Raw genomic sequence first — 17,633 nt, 5'->3', positions numbered from 1 at the left:
CTCCGTGCTGCTGACGCTCTATTTGATCGCGATTACTGCCGAGGCCATGACCGGCGCGCTGTCCGCCGGGCGGCGCGGCATGGACTGGTTTGGTGTGGTGCTGATCGCCTGCGTGACGGCACTGGGCGGCGGCTCGGTGCGCGATGTGCTTCTCGGGCACTATCCGCTGACCTGGGTGCGCCACCCGGAATACCTGATCCTGACCAGCGTGGCGGCGTTGCTGACGATCTTTATCGCGCCGTTGATGCGCCATTTGCGCTCGCTGTTCCTTGTGCTGGATGCCCTGGGACTGGTCGCGTTTACCCTGATCGGCTGCACCACGGCGCTGGAAACCGGGCATGGCCTGTTGGTCGCGTCGGTGTGCGGGGTGATTACCGGGGTATTTGGCGGGATTCTGCGGGATATCTTCTGCAACGATATCCCCCTGGTATTCCGTCGCGAGCTTTATGCCAGCGTCTCGTTCCTTGCCGCCTGGTGCTTTCTGCTGTGTCAGCACCTGGGGCTGCCGACGGAGCAAAGCGTGTTCATCACCCTGTTTGCCGGATTGCTGTTGAGGTTATTGGCGATTCGCAATCATTGGGAAATGCCCAAGTTTGTCTATAAGGATGAGCAATAAGCAGGCGAGAGCGAATATTGCGGCGGCGAATTGTGGGAGCGAATTCATTCGCGAAAGCGGTATTCCAGTCGCTAAAGAGGTGTCGAATTCACCTGCATCTTCGCGAATGAATTCGCTCCCACAGAGTCGCGCCCATAGAGCCCTAGTCGCGGCTGTTGTGTTGTCTCAACGCCCACTCCACATGCTCGCGCACCATCTGCGACGGATACTCCCTGCGCGCTTCAAGCGCCTGCAAGACCGGAATGGTCGACGGTGCATTGCCCAGGCCCACGGCCAGATTGCGCAGCCAGCGTTCATAACCGGCCCGGCGCAGGGGTGATCCCTCCGTGTTGGTGAGGAATGTTGTCTCATCCCACATGAACAGTGCGGCCAGCTCGCTGTTGTCCAGGTTATGTCGGGGCTGGAAATCGTTCTGCTCGGTGGGGCGGGCGAAGCGGTTCCAGGGGCAGACAATTTGACAATCGTCGCAACCAAACACCCGATTGCCGATCAGCGGTCGCAGTTCTTCCGGGATCGCGGTCTTGAGCTCGATGGTCAGGTAGGAAATACAGCGCCGGGCGTCCAGTACGTAAGGGCCGACGAAGGCCGCGGTTGGGCAGATATCCAGGCAGGCGGTGCAGCGTCCGCAGTGCTCGGTGGAGTGAGGCGCATCGACCGGCAGGGCCAGATCGACGAACAGCTCGCCGAGAAAGAAAAAACTGCCGGCCTTGCGATTGAGCACCAGAGTGTTCTTGCCGATCCAGCCCAGCCCGGCCTGCTCGGCGATGGCTTTCTCCAGTACCGGCGCGCTGTCGACGAAGGCGCGATAGCCAAAGGGGCCGATGGCCTGCTGGATGCGCTCGGCCAGTTGCTGCACGCGTTTGCGAATCAGCTTGTGATAATCACGACCCAAGGCGTAGCGCGAGACATAGGCTTTTTCCGGTTCGATGAGGCGCTGGGTCATCTCGGTGTCGCCGGGCAGGTAGTCCATGCGCAGGGACACCACGCTCAGGGTGCCGGGCACCAGTTCGTCCGGATGGGAACGTTTGCTGCCATGGGCAGCCATATAGTCCATCTCGCCGTGATAACCGGCTTCCAGCCAGCGTTGCAGGTGCTGTTCATGTTCGGCCAGATCCAGGCCGCTGATGCCGACCTGCTGGAAACCCAGCTCACGCCCCCAGATCTTGATCGACTGGGCAAGGGTGGCCAGCTCAGCGCTGCTGAGTGTGAGTGCTTCGGCATTAATAGCGGACATGCAGAGGGGAAACCGATGACAAGATGCGTATAATTCTGCCAGACATCGGAGCCGATAGACGCATGCTCGACACTAAACCTCAATTACCCGACGCGCTGTACAACGCCGCCCAGGTCCGCGACCTCGATGCACGGCTGATTGCAGCGGGAACGCCTGGCCAGGAATTGATGCAGCGCGCCGCTCATGCAACCTGGCGCGCCATTCGTCGGCACTGGCCTGATGGTCGCTCGCTGACGGTCCTGGCCGGGCATGGCAACAATGCCGGGGACGGTTATCTGGTCGCGCTGTTGGCGCGCAAGGCCGGGTGGCAGGTCGCAGTGCTGGCGGTGGGCGATCCTGCCGTGCTGTCCGGCGATGCCGCCACGGCCCATGCCAGCGCCCTGGCCGGTGCTGTCGATATCCAGCGGTGGTCGGGGCAGGTCCTCGACACCTCCTCAACCATTATTCTCGATGCGCTGTTGGGTACAGGGCTCAGCGGTGACGTCCGCGCGCCTTATGCCGACGCCATCGCCGCGATCAATGCCAGTGGCCAACCGGTTGCCGCCGTGGATATTCCTTCGGGTCTGAGTGCCGACACCGGGCGGGTATTGGGCGTGGCGGTGCGTGCCGACCTGACCGTGAGCTTTATTGGCCTGAAACTCGGGCTGTTGACTGGCGAGGGCCGGGATTACATTGGCGACCTGGTCTTCGACGACTTGCAGGCCGACCCACAGATCGTCGCCCAGACAGCGACCAGCGCTATTCGTCTGGATATCCACAACCTTGCGCGACTGGGCCCGCGCTCGCCGTCAGCCCATAAAGGCCTGTTTGGCCGCGTGTTGGTGCTGGGCGGCGACCATGGGTTTGGTGGCGCGACGCTACTGTCGTCGGAAAGTGCCCTGCGCAGCGGTGCCGGCATGGTGACCCTGGCGACCCGGGAAGAACATGTAACGGCGGCCTTGAGTCGCTGTCCCGAAGTCATGACCGTGGGCGTGCGCTCGGCCAATCAGGTGCAAGGGCTGATCGAGGCTGCCAGTGTTCTGGTGGTGGGGCCCGGTCTGGGTCAGGCGAGTTGGGGCAAGAGCCTGCTGTCGGCAGCGGCCAATGCCGCCAGGGCGCAGGTTTGGGATGCCGATGCCCTGAACCAATTGGCGAACGGTAATGTCAGTTTGCCTGCAAATTCTGTGATCACGCCCCATCCCGGTGAAGCGGCACGCTTGCTAGGTATCGAAACTCGCGAAGTACAGGCCGATCGCCCGACGGCAGCTCTGGCCCTGGCTCATAAATTCAATGCTGTCTGCGTGCTCAAGGGCAGCGGCAGCCTGATTGCCGACAGCAGCGGGCGTCTGGCCCTGTGTGATCACGGTCATCCGGCCATGGCTACGGCCGGGCTGGGTGACGTTCTGGCCGGGCTGGTCGGGGCGTTGCTGGCGCAGAAGATGGAGCCGTTTGACGCAGCCTGTCTGAGTGTCTGGCTGCACGCCCGGGCCGGCGAGCAGGTGGGCCGGAACGGACGTGGCCTGGCCGCCAGTGATTTGATTCCCGCTATTCGTCAGCTATTGGAGGAGCTACAACCGTGTCTGAGTTAATCGTCAATCTGGTCGGTGAAGAGGCCATGATGGGCTTCGGCGCGCGCCTTGCCGCCGTCACCGGCGCGGTCGGCGTGATTTTCCTCGAAGGTGACCTGGGCGCGGGCAAAACCACCCTGTCCCGTGGCTTGATTCGGGGCTTGGGCCATGTCGGCGCGGTTAAAAGTCCGACCTTTACCCTGGTCGAACCCTACGAGATCGGCAATCTTCGCGCCTATCACTTTGACCTCTATCGGCTGGTCGATCCCGAGGAGCTGGAGTACCTGGGGATTCGCGATTATCTGGAAGAGGATGCACTTTGTTTGATCGAGTGGCCCGAACGTGGTGCAGGCTTTTTGCCAAAGCCGGACATGACCATTACCATTAGGCCCCAAGCACAAGGCCGCTCGCTGTTGCTGAGCCCTCAGGGTTCGCGCGGGGAAGCCTGGTGCGCCGCTTTAGCATTGGAATTCAAATAGAAATGGGGTTGTCAGGTATGCGCATGCGCGCGCTGGTTGCTGTGATGGGGCTGCTGTTGATGGCACTGGCTGTCGACGTATTGGCCGCGACACAGGTACGAAGTGTTCGCTTATGGCGCGCGCCGGATAACACACGGCTGGTTTTCGACCTGTCCGGGACGGTGCAGCACAGTGTGTTCACCTTGACCTCGCCCGATCGCCTGGTTATCGATATCAATGGCGCAACCCTGGGTGGTCCGCTGAATATCGCTACGGCCAATACGCCTATCATCAGCATGCGCTCGGCCCAGCGTACGCCGACCGACCTGCGCGTGGTCATCGACCTGAAAAAGGCCGTCACCCCCAAGAGCTTCGTCCTGGCGCCGAATCAGCAGTACGGCAACCGCCTGGTCGTGGACCTCTACGATAACGCCGAGGACGCCAATCCGCCGCCGGCACTGCCGCCGACCACCGTTACCGCGGCCCCGGCCGTGCCGGTCAGCCCATCCAAGCCTGAAATAAAACTGGCTCCCGTACCCAACGGCAAGCGCGATATCGTGATTGTCGTGGATGCCGGTCACGGCGGCGAAGACCCCGGCGCTTCAGGCTCCAGCGGGCAGAAAGAGAAAAACGTGGTGCTCTCCATCGCCAAGGAGCTGCAACGCCAGATCAATGCCGAGAAAGGCTATCGCGCGGAGTTGACCCGTACCGGTGACTACTTCATCCCGTTGCGCAAGCGCACGGAAATCGCCCGGGCCAAAGGCGCGGACCTGTTCGTTTCGATCCATGCCGACGCCGCGCCATCCTCGGCGGCCTTCGGGGCGTCGGTGTTCGCCCTCTCCGAGCGCGGTGCGACGTCCGAGACCGCACGCTGGCTGGCCGACAGCGAAAACCGTTCCGACCTGATCGGGGGGGCCGGTGCCGTCAGTCTGGATGACAAGGACCGCATGCTGGCCGGGGTACTTCTCGATCTGTCCATGACCGCCTCGCTGTCGTCGAGTCTTAACGTGGGGCAGAAAGTCCTGAGCAACATCGGTCGAGTGACTTCGCTGCATAAGGCGCGGGTGGAACAGGCTGGGTTCATGGTGCTGAAATCCCCGGATATTCCGTCGATTCTCGTCGAAACCGGATTCATTTCGAACAATGCCGAGGCCAACAAGCTGCAGGCTGCCTCGCACCAGCAGGCGCTGGCGCGTTCGATCAATGCCGGGGTCAAGCAGTTCTTCCAGCAGAATCCGCCCCAGGGCACTTACATTGCCTGGCTGCGGGATAACGGCAAGCTGGCCCAGGGCCCGCGCAATCATGTGGTCCGCTCCGGCGAAACCCTGGCCATGGTCGCGGCTCGCTACGATATGAGCCCGGCCGCGTTGCGCAGTGCCAACGATCTCAAGAGTGATGATTTGCGCGTTGGTCAGGATCTGAAAATCCCGAATACGGAGCTGGCGTCACAGCCATGACAGACCTTCTTATAGACGACGCTGAGTCGGTGACCGCCAGCCCTTCGGGTGACGTTGCCGAGAATGCCGCGCGCATCGAATTACTCAGCCCGCGCCTGGCCAACCAGATCGCTGCCGGTGAAGTGGTCGAGCGCCCCGCCTCCGTGATCAAGGAGCTGCTGGAAAACAGTCTGGATTCCGGCGCCCGGCGTATCGATGTGGACGTCGAACAGGCCGGAATCAAGCTGCTGCGGGTGCGAGACGACGGTCGCGGTATCGCCTCCGATGACCTGCCCTTGGCCCTGGCCCGCCACGCCACCAGCAAGATTCGTGAACTTGAAGACCTGGAGCGGGTGATGAGCCTGGGGTTTCGCGGTGAGGCCCTGGCCTCTATCAGCTCGGTGGCCCGCCTGACCCTGACTTCCCGTACCCGTGGTGCCGATCAGGCCTGGCAGGTTGAAACCGAAGGTCGTGACATGGCGTCCCGGGTACAGCCCGCCGCGCATCCGGTCGGCACTTCGGTGGAGGTGCGCGACCTGTTCTTTAATACCCCGGCGCGGCGCAAGTTCCTCAAGGCCGAGAAAACCGAATTCGATCACCTGCAGGAAGTGATCAAGCGCATGGCCCTGGCGCGTTTCGACGTGGCCTTCCATCTGCGCCACAACGGCAAGACCGTCCTCAGTCTGCATGAAGCCCATGATGACACTGCCCGGGCGCGGCGCGTCTCGGCCATTTGCGGGCCGGGCTTCCTGGAGCAGGCGTTGCCGATCGAGATCGAGCGCAATGGTCTGCATCTGTGGGGCTGGGTCGGCCTGCCGACGTTCTCTCGCAGCCAGGCCGACCTGCAATATTTCTTCGTCAATGGCCGTGCCGTGCGCGACAAGCTGGTCGCCCATGCGGTGCGCCAGGCCTATCGCGATGTGCTGTTCAATGGCCGCCATCCGACCTTCGTGCTGTTTTTCGAGGTCGATCCGGCGGCAGTGGATGTCAACGTGCACCCGACCAAGCACGAAGTGCGTTTCCGCGACGGGCGCATGGTCCACGACTTCCTTTATGGCACCTTGCACCGCGCCCTGGGCGATGTGCGCCCGGAAGACCAGTTATCCGGTACCGTACCGACGGCTGTGCAGGAGCGGGTAACGGGTATCGAGGCCGGTGAGTTCGGTCCCCAGGGTGAAATGCGCCTGGCCGCCAACCTGCTGGAACAGCCCCAAGGCGATGCCTACACTCGGCCAGCCGGAACGGGGGCGGGCAACGGTTATCAGTATCAGTACACGCCGAGGCCGACCTCTTCGGTGCCGGTGGCTGATGCCCAGGCTGCCTATCGCGAGTTCTTTGCACCGTTGCCGACCGGCGCCGCGCCTGCCGGTGTCGTGTCGCTGCCGGAGTCCCAGGGCGATATCCCGCCATTGGGCTACGCGCTGGCCCAGCTCAAGGGTATTTACATTCTTGCGGAGAACGCCATCGGTCTGGTGCTGGTGGATATGCATGCGGCCCATGAACGCATCATGTACGAGCGCCTGAAGATCGCCATGGCCAGCGAAGGTTTGAGCGGTCAGCCGCTATTGGTGCCGGAATCCATCGCGGTGAGCCAGCGCGAAGCTGACTGCGCCGAAGAGCACATGGCGACGTTCCAGCAACTGGGTTTCGAATTGCAGCGTCTGGGCCCGGAAAGCCTGGCGATCCGGCAGATTCCGGCGTTGCTCAAGCAGGCCGAGGCCAATCGCCTGGTGCATGACGTCCTGGCCGACCTGATGGAGTACGGCACCAGCGACCGCGTGCAGGCGCATATGAACGAATTGCTCGGCACCATGGCCTGCCACGGAGCGGTGCGGGCCAATCGCCGTCTGGCGATCCCGGAAATGAACGCCTTGCTGCGGGACATGGAAAACACCGAACGCAGCGGCCAGTGCAACCATGGCCGGCCGACCTGGACCCAGATGGGCCTGGACGATCTCGACAAACTTTTCCTGCGTGGTCGCTGATGAGCGCTTTTCCTCCGGCCATCTTCCTCATGGGGCCGACCGCTGCAGGCAAGACCGACCTGGCCATGGAATTGACCAAGGTGTTGCCTTGTGAGCTGATCAGCGTCGACTCGGCACTGGTCTACCGCGGCATGGATATCGGCACGGCCAAGCCTTCCAGGGCCCAACTGGCCGAGTTTCCCCACCGTCTGATCGATATTCTTGATCCGTCGCAAAGCTATTCAGCGGCCGATTTTCGTACTGATGCCCTGGCTGCCATGGCCGAGATCACCGCACGGGGCAATATTCCCCTGTTGGTCGGTGGCACGATGCTGTATTTCAAGACTCTATTGGAGGGCATGGCCGACATGCCGTCAGCCGATGCCCAGGTGCGTGCCGAGCTGGAAGCGCGGGCGGCGGAGCATGGCTGGCAGGCTTTGCATGACGAGCTGGCGCAGGTTGACCCGGTTTCTGCAGCGCGTATTCACCCCAATGATCCGCAGCGCTTGATTCGTGCGCTGGAGGTTTACCGGGTCAGTGGCATGAATATGACAGCACACAGAGAACAACAAACTGCGCAAAGTACCGACGCAGCCGCTTCGGGGCGTCGGCAATTGCCCTATACTGTCGCCAGCCTGGCCATCGCTCCGGTGGATCGCAAGGTTTTGCACGACCGTATTGCGCTACGATTTTCACAAATGCTGGAACAGGGGTTTCTGGACGAAGTATTGGCATTGCGCTCTAGAGGTGACCTGCATGCCGGGTTGCCGTCGATAAGAGCTGTCGGTTATCGCCAGGTCTGGGATCACCTGGATGGAAAGCTGACTTGGGATGAAATGCGGGAACGGGGCATCATTGCCACGCGCCAGCTGGCCAAACGGCAGTTCACCTGGCTACGCAGCTGGGAGAATCTGCACTGGCTGGACAGTCTGGATAGCGACAATCTGCCGCGTACCTTGAAATACTTGGGATCGGTCTCCATATTGGGCTGAGTCTCTGCAATAGCCGTCTATCCTTGGGGGGTGGCCGGTTCAAGCCAATGAATTCGAATTATTATTGATCCTTAAAGGAGTGCGGCACATGTCAAAAGGGCATTCGCTACAAGACCCTTACCTGAACACTTTGCGTAAAGAGAAAGTGGGGGTATCGATCTATCTGGTGAACGGGATCAAGCTGCAGGGCACCATCGAGTCTTTCGATCAGTTTGTCATTTTGCTGAAGAACACCGTCAGCCAAATGGTCTACAAGCACGCCATTTCCACCGTTGTACCGGTTCGTCCAATCCGTCTGCCTAGCGCTTCCGAGTCCGAAACGGGCGACGCTGAGCCAGGTAACGCCTGATAGGAGTCTGCTTTGTTCTTTGAGCGCCACAGTGGTGGTGAACGAGCCATTCTTGTTCATTTGGATGGTCAGGACCCTGAGGCGCGTGAAGATCCGCAGGAGTTTCAGGAGCTGGCCATCTCGGCTGGCGCCGATACCGTCGCGTTTTTCAACGTGCCGCGTCATCGGCCATCGGCCAAATACCTGATCGGTTCCGGCAAAGTCGAGGAGCTGCGTGATCAGGTCAAGGCCGAACAGGCCGATCTGGTGATTTTCAATCACACCCTCACTCCCAGCCAGGAACGTAACCTGGAGCGTGCTTTCGAGTGTCGTGTGATCGATCGTACCGGTCTGATCCTCGATATCTTCGCCCAGCGCGCACGTACCCACGAAGGCAAGTTGCAGGTCGAACTGGCGCAGCTCGAACATATGAGCACGCGTCTGGTTCGCGGATGGACTCACCTTGAGCGCCAGGGCGGTGGTATCGGTCTGCGCGGGCCGGGTGAAACCCAGCTCGAGACCGACCGCCGCCTGCTGCGGGTGCGTCTGCGTCAGCTCAAGGGACGTCTGGAGAAGGTTCGCAGCCAGCGTGAACAGGCTCGTCGCGGGCGCAAGCGCGCCGACATTCCTTCGGTTTCACTGGTGGGTTACACCAACGCCGGCAAATCGACGCTGTTCAACGCGGTGACCCAATCAGACGTGTTTGCCGCCGACCAGTTGTTCGCCACCCTCGACCCGACTCTGCGACGTTTGCAGCTCGACGACCTGGGGCCGATCGTTCTGGCGGACACCGTAGGATTCATTCGCCACCTGCCGCACAAGCTGGTCGAGGCCTTTCGGGCTACGCTCGAAGAGTCGAGTAATTCGGACTTGCTGCTGCATGTCATCGACGCCCATGGGCCTGAGCGCATGGAGCAGATCGAGCAGGTGATGGCGGTCTTGACCGAGATCGGTGCCCACGAGCTACCGATCCTCGAGGTGTACAACAAGATCGACCTGCTCGAGGGTGTGGAACCGCAGATCCAGCGCGATGCCGATGGCAAGCCGCAACGGGTCTGGGTTTCTGCCCGCGACGGTCGAGGGCTGGACCTGCTCAAGCAGGCGGTGGCCGAGCTGTTGGGTGACGATTTGTTCGTCGGCACCTTGCGCTTGTCCCAACGTTTTGCTCGACTGCGGGCTCAGTTTTTCAATGCGGGTGCGGTACAAAGCGAAACCCATGACGAAGAAGGCAGCAGCCTGCTGGCGGTACGTTTGCCGCGAGTGGAGCTCAATCGACTGGTGAGTCGCGAAGGATTGCAGCCGCTGGAGTTTATTGAACAACACACTTTGCAATAAAAAGCGCGGGAAAGCCGTTACACGGTCTTCACGGGCATTCTGTAGCATGGGTCGGCGCGCCGCGGGCGCGTCTTTGCTTTATCAGATGGAGAGCGCTATGGCTTGGAATGAGCCGGGTGGCAACTCGAACAATCAGGATCCCTGGGGTGGCAAACGCCGTGGTGGCGGCGACCGCAAGGGACCGCCCGATCTCGACGAAGCCTTCCGCAAGCTACAGGAAAGCCTGAACGGGTTGTTCGGTGGCGGTAAGAAACGCAGTGGTGATGGCGGCGGCAACGGCTCGCGCAGTGGTGGCGGCGGTGGCTTCGGCCTGCTGGGCATTGGCCTTTTCGTTCTGCTGGCTATCTGGCTGTACAGCGCCATTTATGTAGTGGACGAGCAGGAGCAGGCTGTCGTCCTGCGTTTCGGCAAATACCACGAGACCGTTGGGCCGGGCCTTAACATCTATTTCCCGCCTTTCGATCGCAAGTATCTGGAAAACGTGACGCGCGAGCGTGCCTACAGCAAGCAGGGGCAGATGCTGACCGAGGACGAAAACATCGTCGAAGTGCCTTTGACCGTGCAGTACAAGATCACCAACCTGCAGGACTTCGTGCTGAACGTCGACCAGCCTGAGGTGAGCCTGCAGCATGCGACTGAAAGCGCGTTGCGCCATGTCGTGGGTTCCACGGCCATGGACCAGGTGCTGACCGAAGGTCGTGAAGTGATGGCCAGTGCAATCAAGGAGCGTCTGCAACGCTTCCTTGATACCTATCGCACCGGTATTACCGTGACCCAGGTGAACGTGCAGAGCGCTGCGGCGCCGCGTGACGTTCAGGAAGCCTTCGACGACGTGATCCGTGCCCGTGAAGACGAGCAGCGTTCGCGCAACCAGGCTGAAACCTATGCCAACGGGGTTATCCCGGAAGCTCGTGGTCAGGCCCAGCGCATCATCGAAGATGCCAACGGTTATCGTGACGAAGTGATTTCCCGCGCCAAGGGTGAGGCCGACCGCTTTACCAAGCTGGTGGCCGAGTACCGCAAGGCACCGGAAGTTACTCGCGAGCGCCTGTACCTGGAGACCATGCAGGATGTGTACAGCAACACCAGCAAGGTCCTGATTACTGGCGACAAGGGGCAGAACAATCTGCTTTACCTGCCGTTGGACAAGATGATCGACAACAGCCGCAGCGGTACTCCACCAACCACGAGCTCCAGCTCTTCCGGTACGGATACGGGTGCACGTAGCGTGGATCCACAGCAGCGCGAAGTGCGCACCAGGGAGAGTCGCTGATGAGCAATAAATCACTGATCGCCCTGATCCTCTGCGCGGTCCTGGCCGTAGTGGCCTGGAACAGCTTCTATATCGTTGCCCAGACCGAGCGTGCAGTACTGCTGCAATTCGGTCGCGTTGTGCAGTCCGATGTGTCGCCTGGCCTGCATGTGAAGGTTCCGTACGTCAACCAGGTGCGCAAGTTCGACGGTCGCCTGCTGACGCTTGATGCGCCGACCCAGCGGTTCCTGACCCTGGAAAAGAAAGCCGTCATGGTCGATGCCTACGCCAAATGGCGGGTGAAGGACGCCGAGCGTTTCTACACGGCGACCTCGGGCCTGAAGCAGATTGCCGACGAACGTTTGTCGCGTCGTCTGGAATCCGGCCTGCGTGACCAGTTCGGCAAGCGCACCCTGCACGAAGTCGTGTCGGGTGAGCGTGACGCATTGATGGCTGACATCACTGGCTCGTTGAACAAAATGGCTGAGAAAGAGCTGGGCATCGAAGTCGTCGACGTCCGGGTCAAGGCCATCGACCTGCCCAAGGAAGTCAACCGCAGCGTGTTCGAGCGCATGAGCACCGAGCGTGAGCGCGAGGCGCGTGAGCATCGGGCCAAGGGTAACGAGCTGGCCGAAGGCATTCGTGCCGACGCCGATCGTCAGCGTCGCGTGTTGCTGGCCGAGGCTTATCGCGAGTCGGAAGAGGCTCGTGGTGATGGTGACGCCCAGGCCGCGTCGATCTACTCCAAGGCCTATGGCCAGGACCAGGAGTTCTACGCGTTCTACCGTAGTCTGCGTGCCTATCGTGAAAGCTTCGCGAACAAAAGTGACGTGATGGTGCTTGACCCGAGCAGCGAGTTCTTCCGCTACATGGGTAAAGCCAAGCCGTGATCGATTCATCCGCCGGGCGGCAAAACTGCCCGGCGGGGTGAATGCACGGTAAAACGTGTGTATGATGCGGCAGCCGGGAAATTCCCGGCTTTTTTGCGTCTGCACGATTGATTGGTCGTTGCCCTCGTGGCAAACGGCAAGATTTTTCGAGGAGAGTGGTCTGCAAGGCCAGTTCCTGGGTATTTGTCGTGCCCGGAATATTGCTTTGACCGCTTTCTGCTTCACTCAAGGCTGGCACTGCTGCTGGCCGCCCGGATCATAGGGGAATGGCGTAATGGCAACGGTTGACCGCTGGCTGCTACCAGATGGCATCGAAGAAGTACTGCCACCGGAAGCGGCGCGCATTGAAGTCGCGCGCCGTCAGGTGCTGGATCTGTTCCAGGGATGGGGCTATGAATTCGTCGTCACTCCGCATATCGAATACCTGGAATCGCTACTGACCGGTGCAGGCTCCGATCTGGATCTGCGCACCTTCAAGGTGGTCGATCCGTTGTCGGGTCGGCAAATGGGTTTCCGCGCCGATATCACACCGCAAGTCGCGCGTATCGATGCGCATACGCTGCGTCGCGAAGGCCCGAGCCGTCTGTGCTATGCCGGTAGCGTGCTGCATGCGCAGCCGCGTGCCCTGTCGACCTCGCGCAGCCCGATCCAGCTCGGTGCCGAGCTGTACGGCGATGCCAGTCCGAGCAGCGACGTTGAAGTCATCAGCCTGATGCTGGCCATGCTGCAACTGGCCGATGTGCCGGATGTGCACATGGATCTGGGGCATGTCGGCATCTATCGCGGCCTGGCCCGTGCTGCGGGTCTGTCTGGCCAGGTCGAGCAACAGTTGTTCGATGCCATGCAGCGCAAGGCCATCGACGAAGTGATCGCCCTGACCGAAGGTCTGCCAGCTGATCTGGCCGCTATGCTGCGGGCACTGGTCGACCTGTGCGGTGGCCGTGAAGTCCTGGCTGCGGCCCGTGATCGTCTGGCTGATGCGCCAGCGCCGGTCCTGGCTGCGCTGGACGATCTGCTGACCATCGCCGAGCGTCTGGCTGCGCGTTTCCCTGATATGCCGTTGTACTTTGACCTCGGCGAGTTGCGTGGCTACCACTACCATACGGGTGTGGTGTTCGCCGTATTCGTGCCGGGTGTCGGCCAGTCGATCGCCCAGGGCGGTCGTTATGATGACATCGGTGCCGATTTCGGCCGGGCGCGTCCCGCCACCGGTTTCTCCACCGATTTGAAGACCCTGGTCACCCTGGGTCGCGCAGATATCGAATTACCGTCTGGCGGTATCTGGATGCCGGACAGTACGGATGCGGCACTCTGGCAGCAGGTTTGCCAGTTGCGCAGCGAAGGTCAGCGTGTTGTCCAGGCTTTGCCGGGGCAGCAGGTGAGCGCCGCGCGTGAAGCCGACTGTGACCGGCAACTGATTCAGCATGGCGAGCGTTGGCAGGTAGTGCCGCTGGCTTCTTGAGTTTTCCTGCCGGCCGCCGCCGGCATTCAGTTTGCGTGAATGAGGACAAGTGTTATGGGTAAGAATGTCGTAGTCCTGGGCACCCAATGGGGTGATGAGGGCAAAGGCAAGATCGTTGATCTGCTGACCGAACATGCTACCGCCGTGGTTCGCTACCAAGGCGGCCACAATGCCGGTCACACTCTTGTGATCGACGGCGAAAAAACCGTTCTGCACCTGATCCCGTCCGGTGTCCTGCGCGAAGGCGTGCAGTGCCTGATCGGTAACGGGGTGGTCGTGGCGCCTGATGCGCTCATGCGTGAAATCATCAAGCTGGAAGAGAAGGGCATTCCGGTGCGCGAGCGCCTGCGTATCAGCCCGTCCTGCCCGTTGATCCTGTCCTACCACGTGGCGCTGGACCAGGCTCGTGAAAAGGCCCGTGGCGAACTGAAGATCGGTACGACCGGTCGCGGCATCGGTCCGGCCTACGAAGACAAGGTCGCCCGTCGTGGTCTGCGCATCGGCGACCTGTTTCATCGTGAGCGCTTTGCGGCCAAGCTGGGCGAGTTGCTGGACTATCACAACTTCGTCCTGGTCAATTACTACAAAGAACCAGCCATCGATTTCCAGAAAACTCTCGACGAGTGCATGGAATATGCTGAGCTGCTCAAGCCGATGATGCTTGACGTCACTGCCGCGCTGCACGACATGCGTCGCGCAGGCAAGGACATCATGTTCGAAGGCGCGCAGGGTTCGCTGCTGGATATCGACCACGGTACTTATCCGTACGTCACCAGCTCCAATACCACCGCTGGCGGTATCGCTACTGGCTCGGGCATGGGCCCGATGTACCTGGATTACATTCTGGGTATTACCAAGGCTTACACCACTCGCGTCGGTTCGGGTCCGTTCCCGACTGAGCTGTTCGACGATATTGGTGCGTTCCTGGCCAAGCGTGGGCACGAATTTGGTGCGACTACCGGTCGCGCCCGTCGCTGTGGCTGGTTCGATGCAGTCATCCTGCGTCGCGCTATCGAAATCAACAGCATCTCTGGCCTGTGCCTGACCAAGCTGGACGTACTCGACGGACTGGAAACCATCAATATTTGCGTGGGTTACCAGAACGAAAACGGTGCAGTCATCGACGCGCCGACCGATGCCGACAGCTACATTGGCCTGGTTCCGGTTTACGAAGAGATGCCGGGCTGGAGCGAATCGACCTTGGGCGCCAAGTCCCTGGACGAGCTTCCAGCCAACGCTCGTGCTTACATCAAGCGCGTTGAAGAGCTGGTTGGTGCACCCATCGACATTATTTCGACCGGTCCTGATCGCAACGAAACCATCGTTCTGCGTCATCCGTTCGCCTGATAAGTCATTGATGCACAAGGAAAGGGTCGCTATTGCGGCCCTTTTTTTTTGAAGCTTGATTCCAGTCACTGGAACGGCACGGCCTTTGCTGTTAAAAACGTCAGAAAAGGTGCCATCATTTTAATGGCGCTTATGGTGGAGGGATTCTCCCGTGTCAGCTGTCCTTTCTCTGTTACGCAGTCGGCTGTTAAGGCCCGTATTCATTGCCCTTGGCATTGCCCTTTTGGTGCAGGTGCTCGTCGCCGTTGCCCTGACTCGGAGCACAGTGACTGCGCTCGAAGCTGATCTGGCGGCGCGCCTGGGTGTAGATTCGCAACACTTGTCCTCGGAGCTTGAGCAGGCCAGCCAGGAGGTGACAAGCAGTCTGAGCAATCTCTCGAGCAGCACCGGGCAGCGTTTGAGCGATGGTTTGTCGGTGCGTCTGAAAGACGAGCAGAAGCAATTGCGCGCCACACTGGAAAAAGACCTCAAGGATTCGGCAACCGATATGGCTGAGTTACTGGCGGCCGTTGCCCCGCGTGCAATGTGGGATAACGACACGCCGACCCTGTCGGAATTTGCTCGTCGCGCCCAGCGCAATCCCAACGTGTTGTTCGTCGTCTATGACGACGCAACGGGTGAGCACCTGACGCGCTATCTCAACCGCGAGAACCCGATCATCAAGGCCCTGCTGGCTAAAGGTGAGGGTGAGCGGGCGATGGATAAGGTGCTGAACGCAGCCAGAAACGACCCTTCCCTGTATTACGTGGAAGCCTCGATCAGCCCTAACGGCGTCGAGATCGGCAAGGTGCGCATGGGGGTTTCCACTTCGTCGATTGACGAAAACGTGGCGGCTTTGGACAAGCGTTTCGCGACCCTGCTTTCCAGTAGCAAACAACTGGTCTCCGACAGTCTGAGCAGTGCTGCGGCCGATAGCTCGGCCGCCTTGCGCACTCGTCTGCAATCGGCTCAAGGCGCCGCATCGGCCATGGCGACCAACACCTCTTCGGCGGTGCAGGATGCGGCCGAAACCTTGCGCTGGCGTATCGGTATGGGGCTGGCCCTGGTCGGTCTCGGGGTGCTGCTGGTGCTGGCCGTGGTACTGGGGCGCCGGGTGGTCAGCAAGCTGTTGCTGCTCATTGCCGCCCTGGATGATCTGGCGGCGGGCGAGGGCGATCTGACCAAGCGGGTCAAGCTCGACAGCAATGACGAAATCGGTGACATGGCGGCTGCGGTCAACCGCTTTGTCGACAAGTTGCAACCCATTGTCCGCGAGGCCGGTGATGTCGCACAGCAGACTGGTGTCGAAATCGGCGCCATGAGCCGTCGCAATGCCGGGGCTGATGCAGCCGCTGAATTGCAGCGCGACGAAGTGGCGGCCAGTCTTCAGGCCCTGGCGCAGATGGCCGACGAAGCCCAGGCGGAAAGCCAGGCGATGCAGGCGGCGCTCAAGCAGGTGGTGGATATTCGGCAGGCGACCGACGAAAACACCCGCACGTCCAATCAGGTCGGCGGTTTGATTGAGGCCCTGGCCGGTCAGGTCGAGAACGGCGCGCAAGTCATCGAGCGGCTTGCCAAGCAGAGCGAACAGATTGAAGTGGTGCTTGAAGTGATTCACGGCATCGCCGAGCAGACCAACCTTCTGGCTCTCAACGCCGCGATCGAAGCGGCGCGGGCGGGGGAGACCGGGCGCGGTTTTGCCGTAGTAGCTGACGAAGTGCGAGCTTTGGCCAGCAAGACCCAAAGCTCTACCGGCGATATCCAGGAACATATCGCCAAGCTGCAGAGCGGAGCGAAGGAGGCGGTCGCGACCATCGGTCTGGCCGGGCGTCAGGCGAAAGAAGGGTTGGCGGTTCTACGCGATAGTGCGCGGTTGCAACTGACCGTGCAGGCGTCGGTCGAGCAGGTCCATGCGGCTATCGGCCTGGCGACCAGAGCGGCGGAGCATCAGGCTCAGGGGGCGCAAGCTGTGCGCGGGCGCGTCGAGGTAATCCATGCCCAGGCCGAGAAAGCAGCTCAGGCAGTGGTCGAGACCACCGCCAGCGGCAAGGCGCTGGACAAGCTAGCGGCGCAGCTCAAGGCGAGTCTGGGGCAGTTCAGGGCGTAAGACGAGGTTCGCTGGAGAGGGCAGGATCTCGTTGGAGCGAGGCTTGCCCGCGAAAAGCTCGGTAAATCTGGGGCATTGCTTGAGGCTGAAATATCGCCTGGGCGGGCAAGCCTTGCTCCACCAGATTTACGGAAGGCAGAAAGCACAAAACCGAGCACAAGGCTCGGTTTCGTTGAATTGGTGCCCAGAAGAAGACTCGAACTTCCACGACCTTGCGGTCACCAGCACCTGAAGCTGGCGTGTCTACCAATTTCACCATCTGGGCAATGCGCTGATTTAATTAGATTTATCGCTAAAATGCAACTAAAAACGTAACTATTTTTGCGATAAGCTTTTTTCAGCTTTCGTAAAACACAAAACCGAGCACAAGGCTCGGTTTCGTTGAATTGGTGCCCAGAAGAAGACTCGAACTTCCACGACCTTGCGGTCACCAGCACCTGAAGCTGGCGTGTCTACCAATTTCACCATCTGGGCAATTCGTTGATTTCATTCGATAATTCGTCTGATTTCAACTACAACGTGGCGCGTGCCGTCGTTGTGGGGCGCATCTTACGGAGGCAAAACGGGGCTGTAAACCCCCTTTCGTAAAATTTTTTTTGAAATAGCGAAAAGGCGCGGCAAATGGTGTCTTCGCGTTTCAATCGGGTATATGCCAAACTAAATGCATACAGACAAGGTGAACTCAT

At 60.5% G+C, this 17,633-nt stretch carries 14 protein-coding genes and 2 tRNA genes; 13 read left to right on the top strand and 3 right to left on the bottom strand.

Annotation, left to right across the window (positions count from 1 at the left end):
• Window positions 1-4 precede the first annotated feature (4 nt).
• On the top strand, window positions 5-616 hold the full coding sequence (locus ACCD02_RS26395) for a trimeric intracellular cation channel family protein (RefSeq protein ID WP_259104448.1): 612 nt from the start codon (window positions 5-7) through the stop codon (window positions 614-616).
• Between the two features lie 142 nt (window positions 617-758).
• Here the strand turns inward: ACCD02_RS26395 and queG are convergent, their stop codons facing one another.
• Entirely contained in the window at window positions 759-1,850 is a 1,092-nt protein-coding gene (queG, locus tag ACCD02_RS26390) for a tRNA epoxyqueuosine(34) reductase QueG (RefSeq protein ID WP_413308571.1), read from the bottom strand.
• A gap of 62 nt (window positions 1,851-1,912) precedes the next feature.
• Between queG and ACCD02_RS26385 the strand changes: the two genes are divergently transcribed.
• The 12 genes from ACCD02_RS26385 to ACCD02_RS26330 all read left to right on the top strand — a co-directional run bounded on the left by ACCD02_RS26385 (window position 1,913) and on the right by ACCD02_RS26330 (window position 16,947).
• The gene (locus ACCD02_RS26385; protein WP_413308569.1) at window positions 1,913-3,418 is read left to right on the top strand and encodes an NAD(P)H-hydrate dehydratase; all 1,506 of its coding nucleotides are present in this window, start codon (window positions 1,913-1,915) and stop codon (window positions 3,416-3,418) included.
• Window positions 3,419-3,444: 26 nt separating this feature from the next.
• Entirely contained in the window at window positions 3,445-3,876 is a 432-nt protein-coding gene (gene tsaE / locus ACCD02_RS26380) for a tRNA (adenosine(37)-N6)-threonylcarbamoyltransferase complex ATPase subunit type 1 TsaE (protein ID WP_413308620.1), read from the top strand.
• 17 nt (window positions 3,877-3,893) lie between these two features.
• Window positions 3,894-5,312, top strand: a complete 1,419-nt coding sequence (locus tag ACCD02_RS26375) for an N-acetylmuramoyl-L-alanine amidase (RefSeq protein ID WP_413308567.1) — start codon at window positions 3,894-3,896, stop codon at window positions 5,310-5,312.
• Window positions 5,309-7,276: a DNA mismatch repair endonuclease MutL gene (gene mutL / locus ACCD02_RS26370; RefSeq protein ID WP_413308565.1), complete on the top strand. Its 1,968-nt coding sequence runs from the start codon at window positions 5,309-5,311 to the stop codon at window positions 7,274-7,276. The genes ACCD02_RS26375 and mutL overlap by 4 nt, the downstream gene beginning before the upstream one ends.
• Window positions 7,276-8,247, top strand: coding sequence for a tRNA (adenosine(37)-N6)-dimethylallyltransferase MiaA (gene miaA / locus ACCD02_RS26365; protein WP_413308563.1), 972 nt, complete (start codon window positions 7,276-7,278; stop codon window positions 8,245-8,247). The genes mutL and miaA overlap by 1 nt, the downstream gene beginning before the upstream one ends.
• A gap of 88 nt (window positions 8,248-8,335) precedes the next feature.
• Window positions 8,336-8,596 carry an RNA chaperone Hfq gene (gene hfq / locus ACCD02_RS26360; RefSeq protein ID WP_120127775.1) on the top strand — a complete coding sequence of 87 codons (261 nt, stop codon included), beginning with the start codon at window positions 8,336-8,338 and terminating at the stop codon, window positions 8,594-8,596.
• Window positions 8,597-8,608: 12 nt separating this feature from the next.
• A complete protein-coding gene (gene hflX / locus ACCD02_RS26355; RefSeq protein WP_413308561.1) occupies window positions 8,609-9,910 on the top strand; it encodes a ribosome rescue GTPase HflX in 1,302 nt (433 codons plus the stop codon).
• 97 nt (window positions 9,911-10,007) lie between these two features.
• Entirely contained in the window at window positions 10,008-11,183 is a 1,176-nt protein-coding gene (gene hflK / locus ACCD02_RS26350; RefSeq protein WP_413308559.1) for an FtsH protease activity modulator HflK, read from the top strand.
• Window positions 11,183-12,052 carry a protease modulator HflC gene (gene hflC / locus ACCD02_RS26345; RefSeq protein ID WP_259104462.1) on the top strand — a complete coding sequence of 290 codons (870 nt, stop codon included), beginning with the start codon at window positions 11,183-11,185 and terminating at the stop codon, window positions 12,050-12,052. The genes hflK and hflC overlap by 1 nt, the downstream gene beginning before the upstream one ends.
• Window positions 12,053-12,326: 274 nt before the next feature.
• Window positions 12,327-13,514: an ATP phosphoribosyltransferase regulatory subunit gene (locus ACCD02_RS26340; RefSeq protein WP_413308557.1), complete on the top strand. Its 1,188-nt coding sequence runs from the start codon at window positions 12,327-12,329 to the stop codon at window positions 13,512-13,514.
• A gap of 54 nt (window positions 13,515-13,568) precedes the next feature.
• Window positions 13,569-14,861 carry an adenylosuccinate synthase gene (locus tag ACCD02_RS26335; protein ID WP_413308555.1) on the top strand — a complete coding sequence of 431 codons (1,293 nt, stop codon included), beginning with the start codon at window positions 13,569-13,571 and terminating at the stop codon, window positions 14,859-14,861.
• A 151-nt stretch (window positions 14,862-15,012) separates the two neighbouring features.
• Complete coding sequence (locus ACCD02_RS26330; RefSeq protein WP_413308553.1) at window positions 15,013-16,947, top strand: methyl-accepting chemotaxis protein; 1,935 nt, start codon at window positions 15,013-15,015, stop codon at window positions 16,945-16,947.
• 178 nt (window positions 16,948-17,125) lie between these two features.
• Here ACCD02_RS26330 and ACCD02_RS26325 read toward each other — a convergent pair.
• Window positions 17,126-17,212, bottom strand: a tRNA-Leu gene (locus tag ACCD02_RS26325).
• A gap of 122 nt (window positions 17,213-17,334) precedes the next feature.
• A tRNA-Leu gene (locus ACCD02_RS26320) sits at window positions 17,335-17,421 on the bottom strand.
• Window positions 17,422-17,633: the final 212 nt, after the last annotated feature.

Source organism: Pseudomonas sp. Pseusp88, assembly GCF_047303955.1.
Taxonomy (GTDB): domain Bacteria; phylum Pseudomonadota; class Gammaproteobacteria; order Pseudomonadales; family Pseudomonadaceae; genus Aquipseudomonas.
The sequence above is the reverse complement of the archived record's forward strand: the minus strand, read 5'-3'. Positions and strand labels throughout refer to the sequence as shown.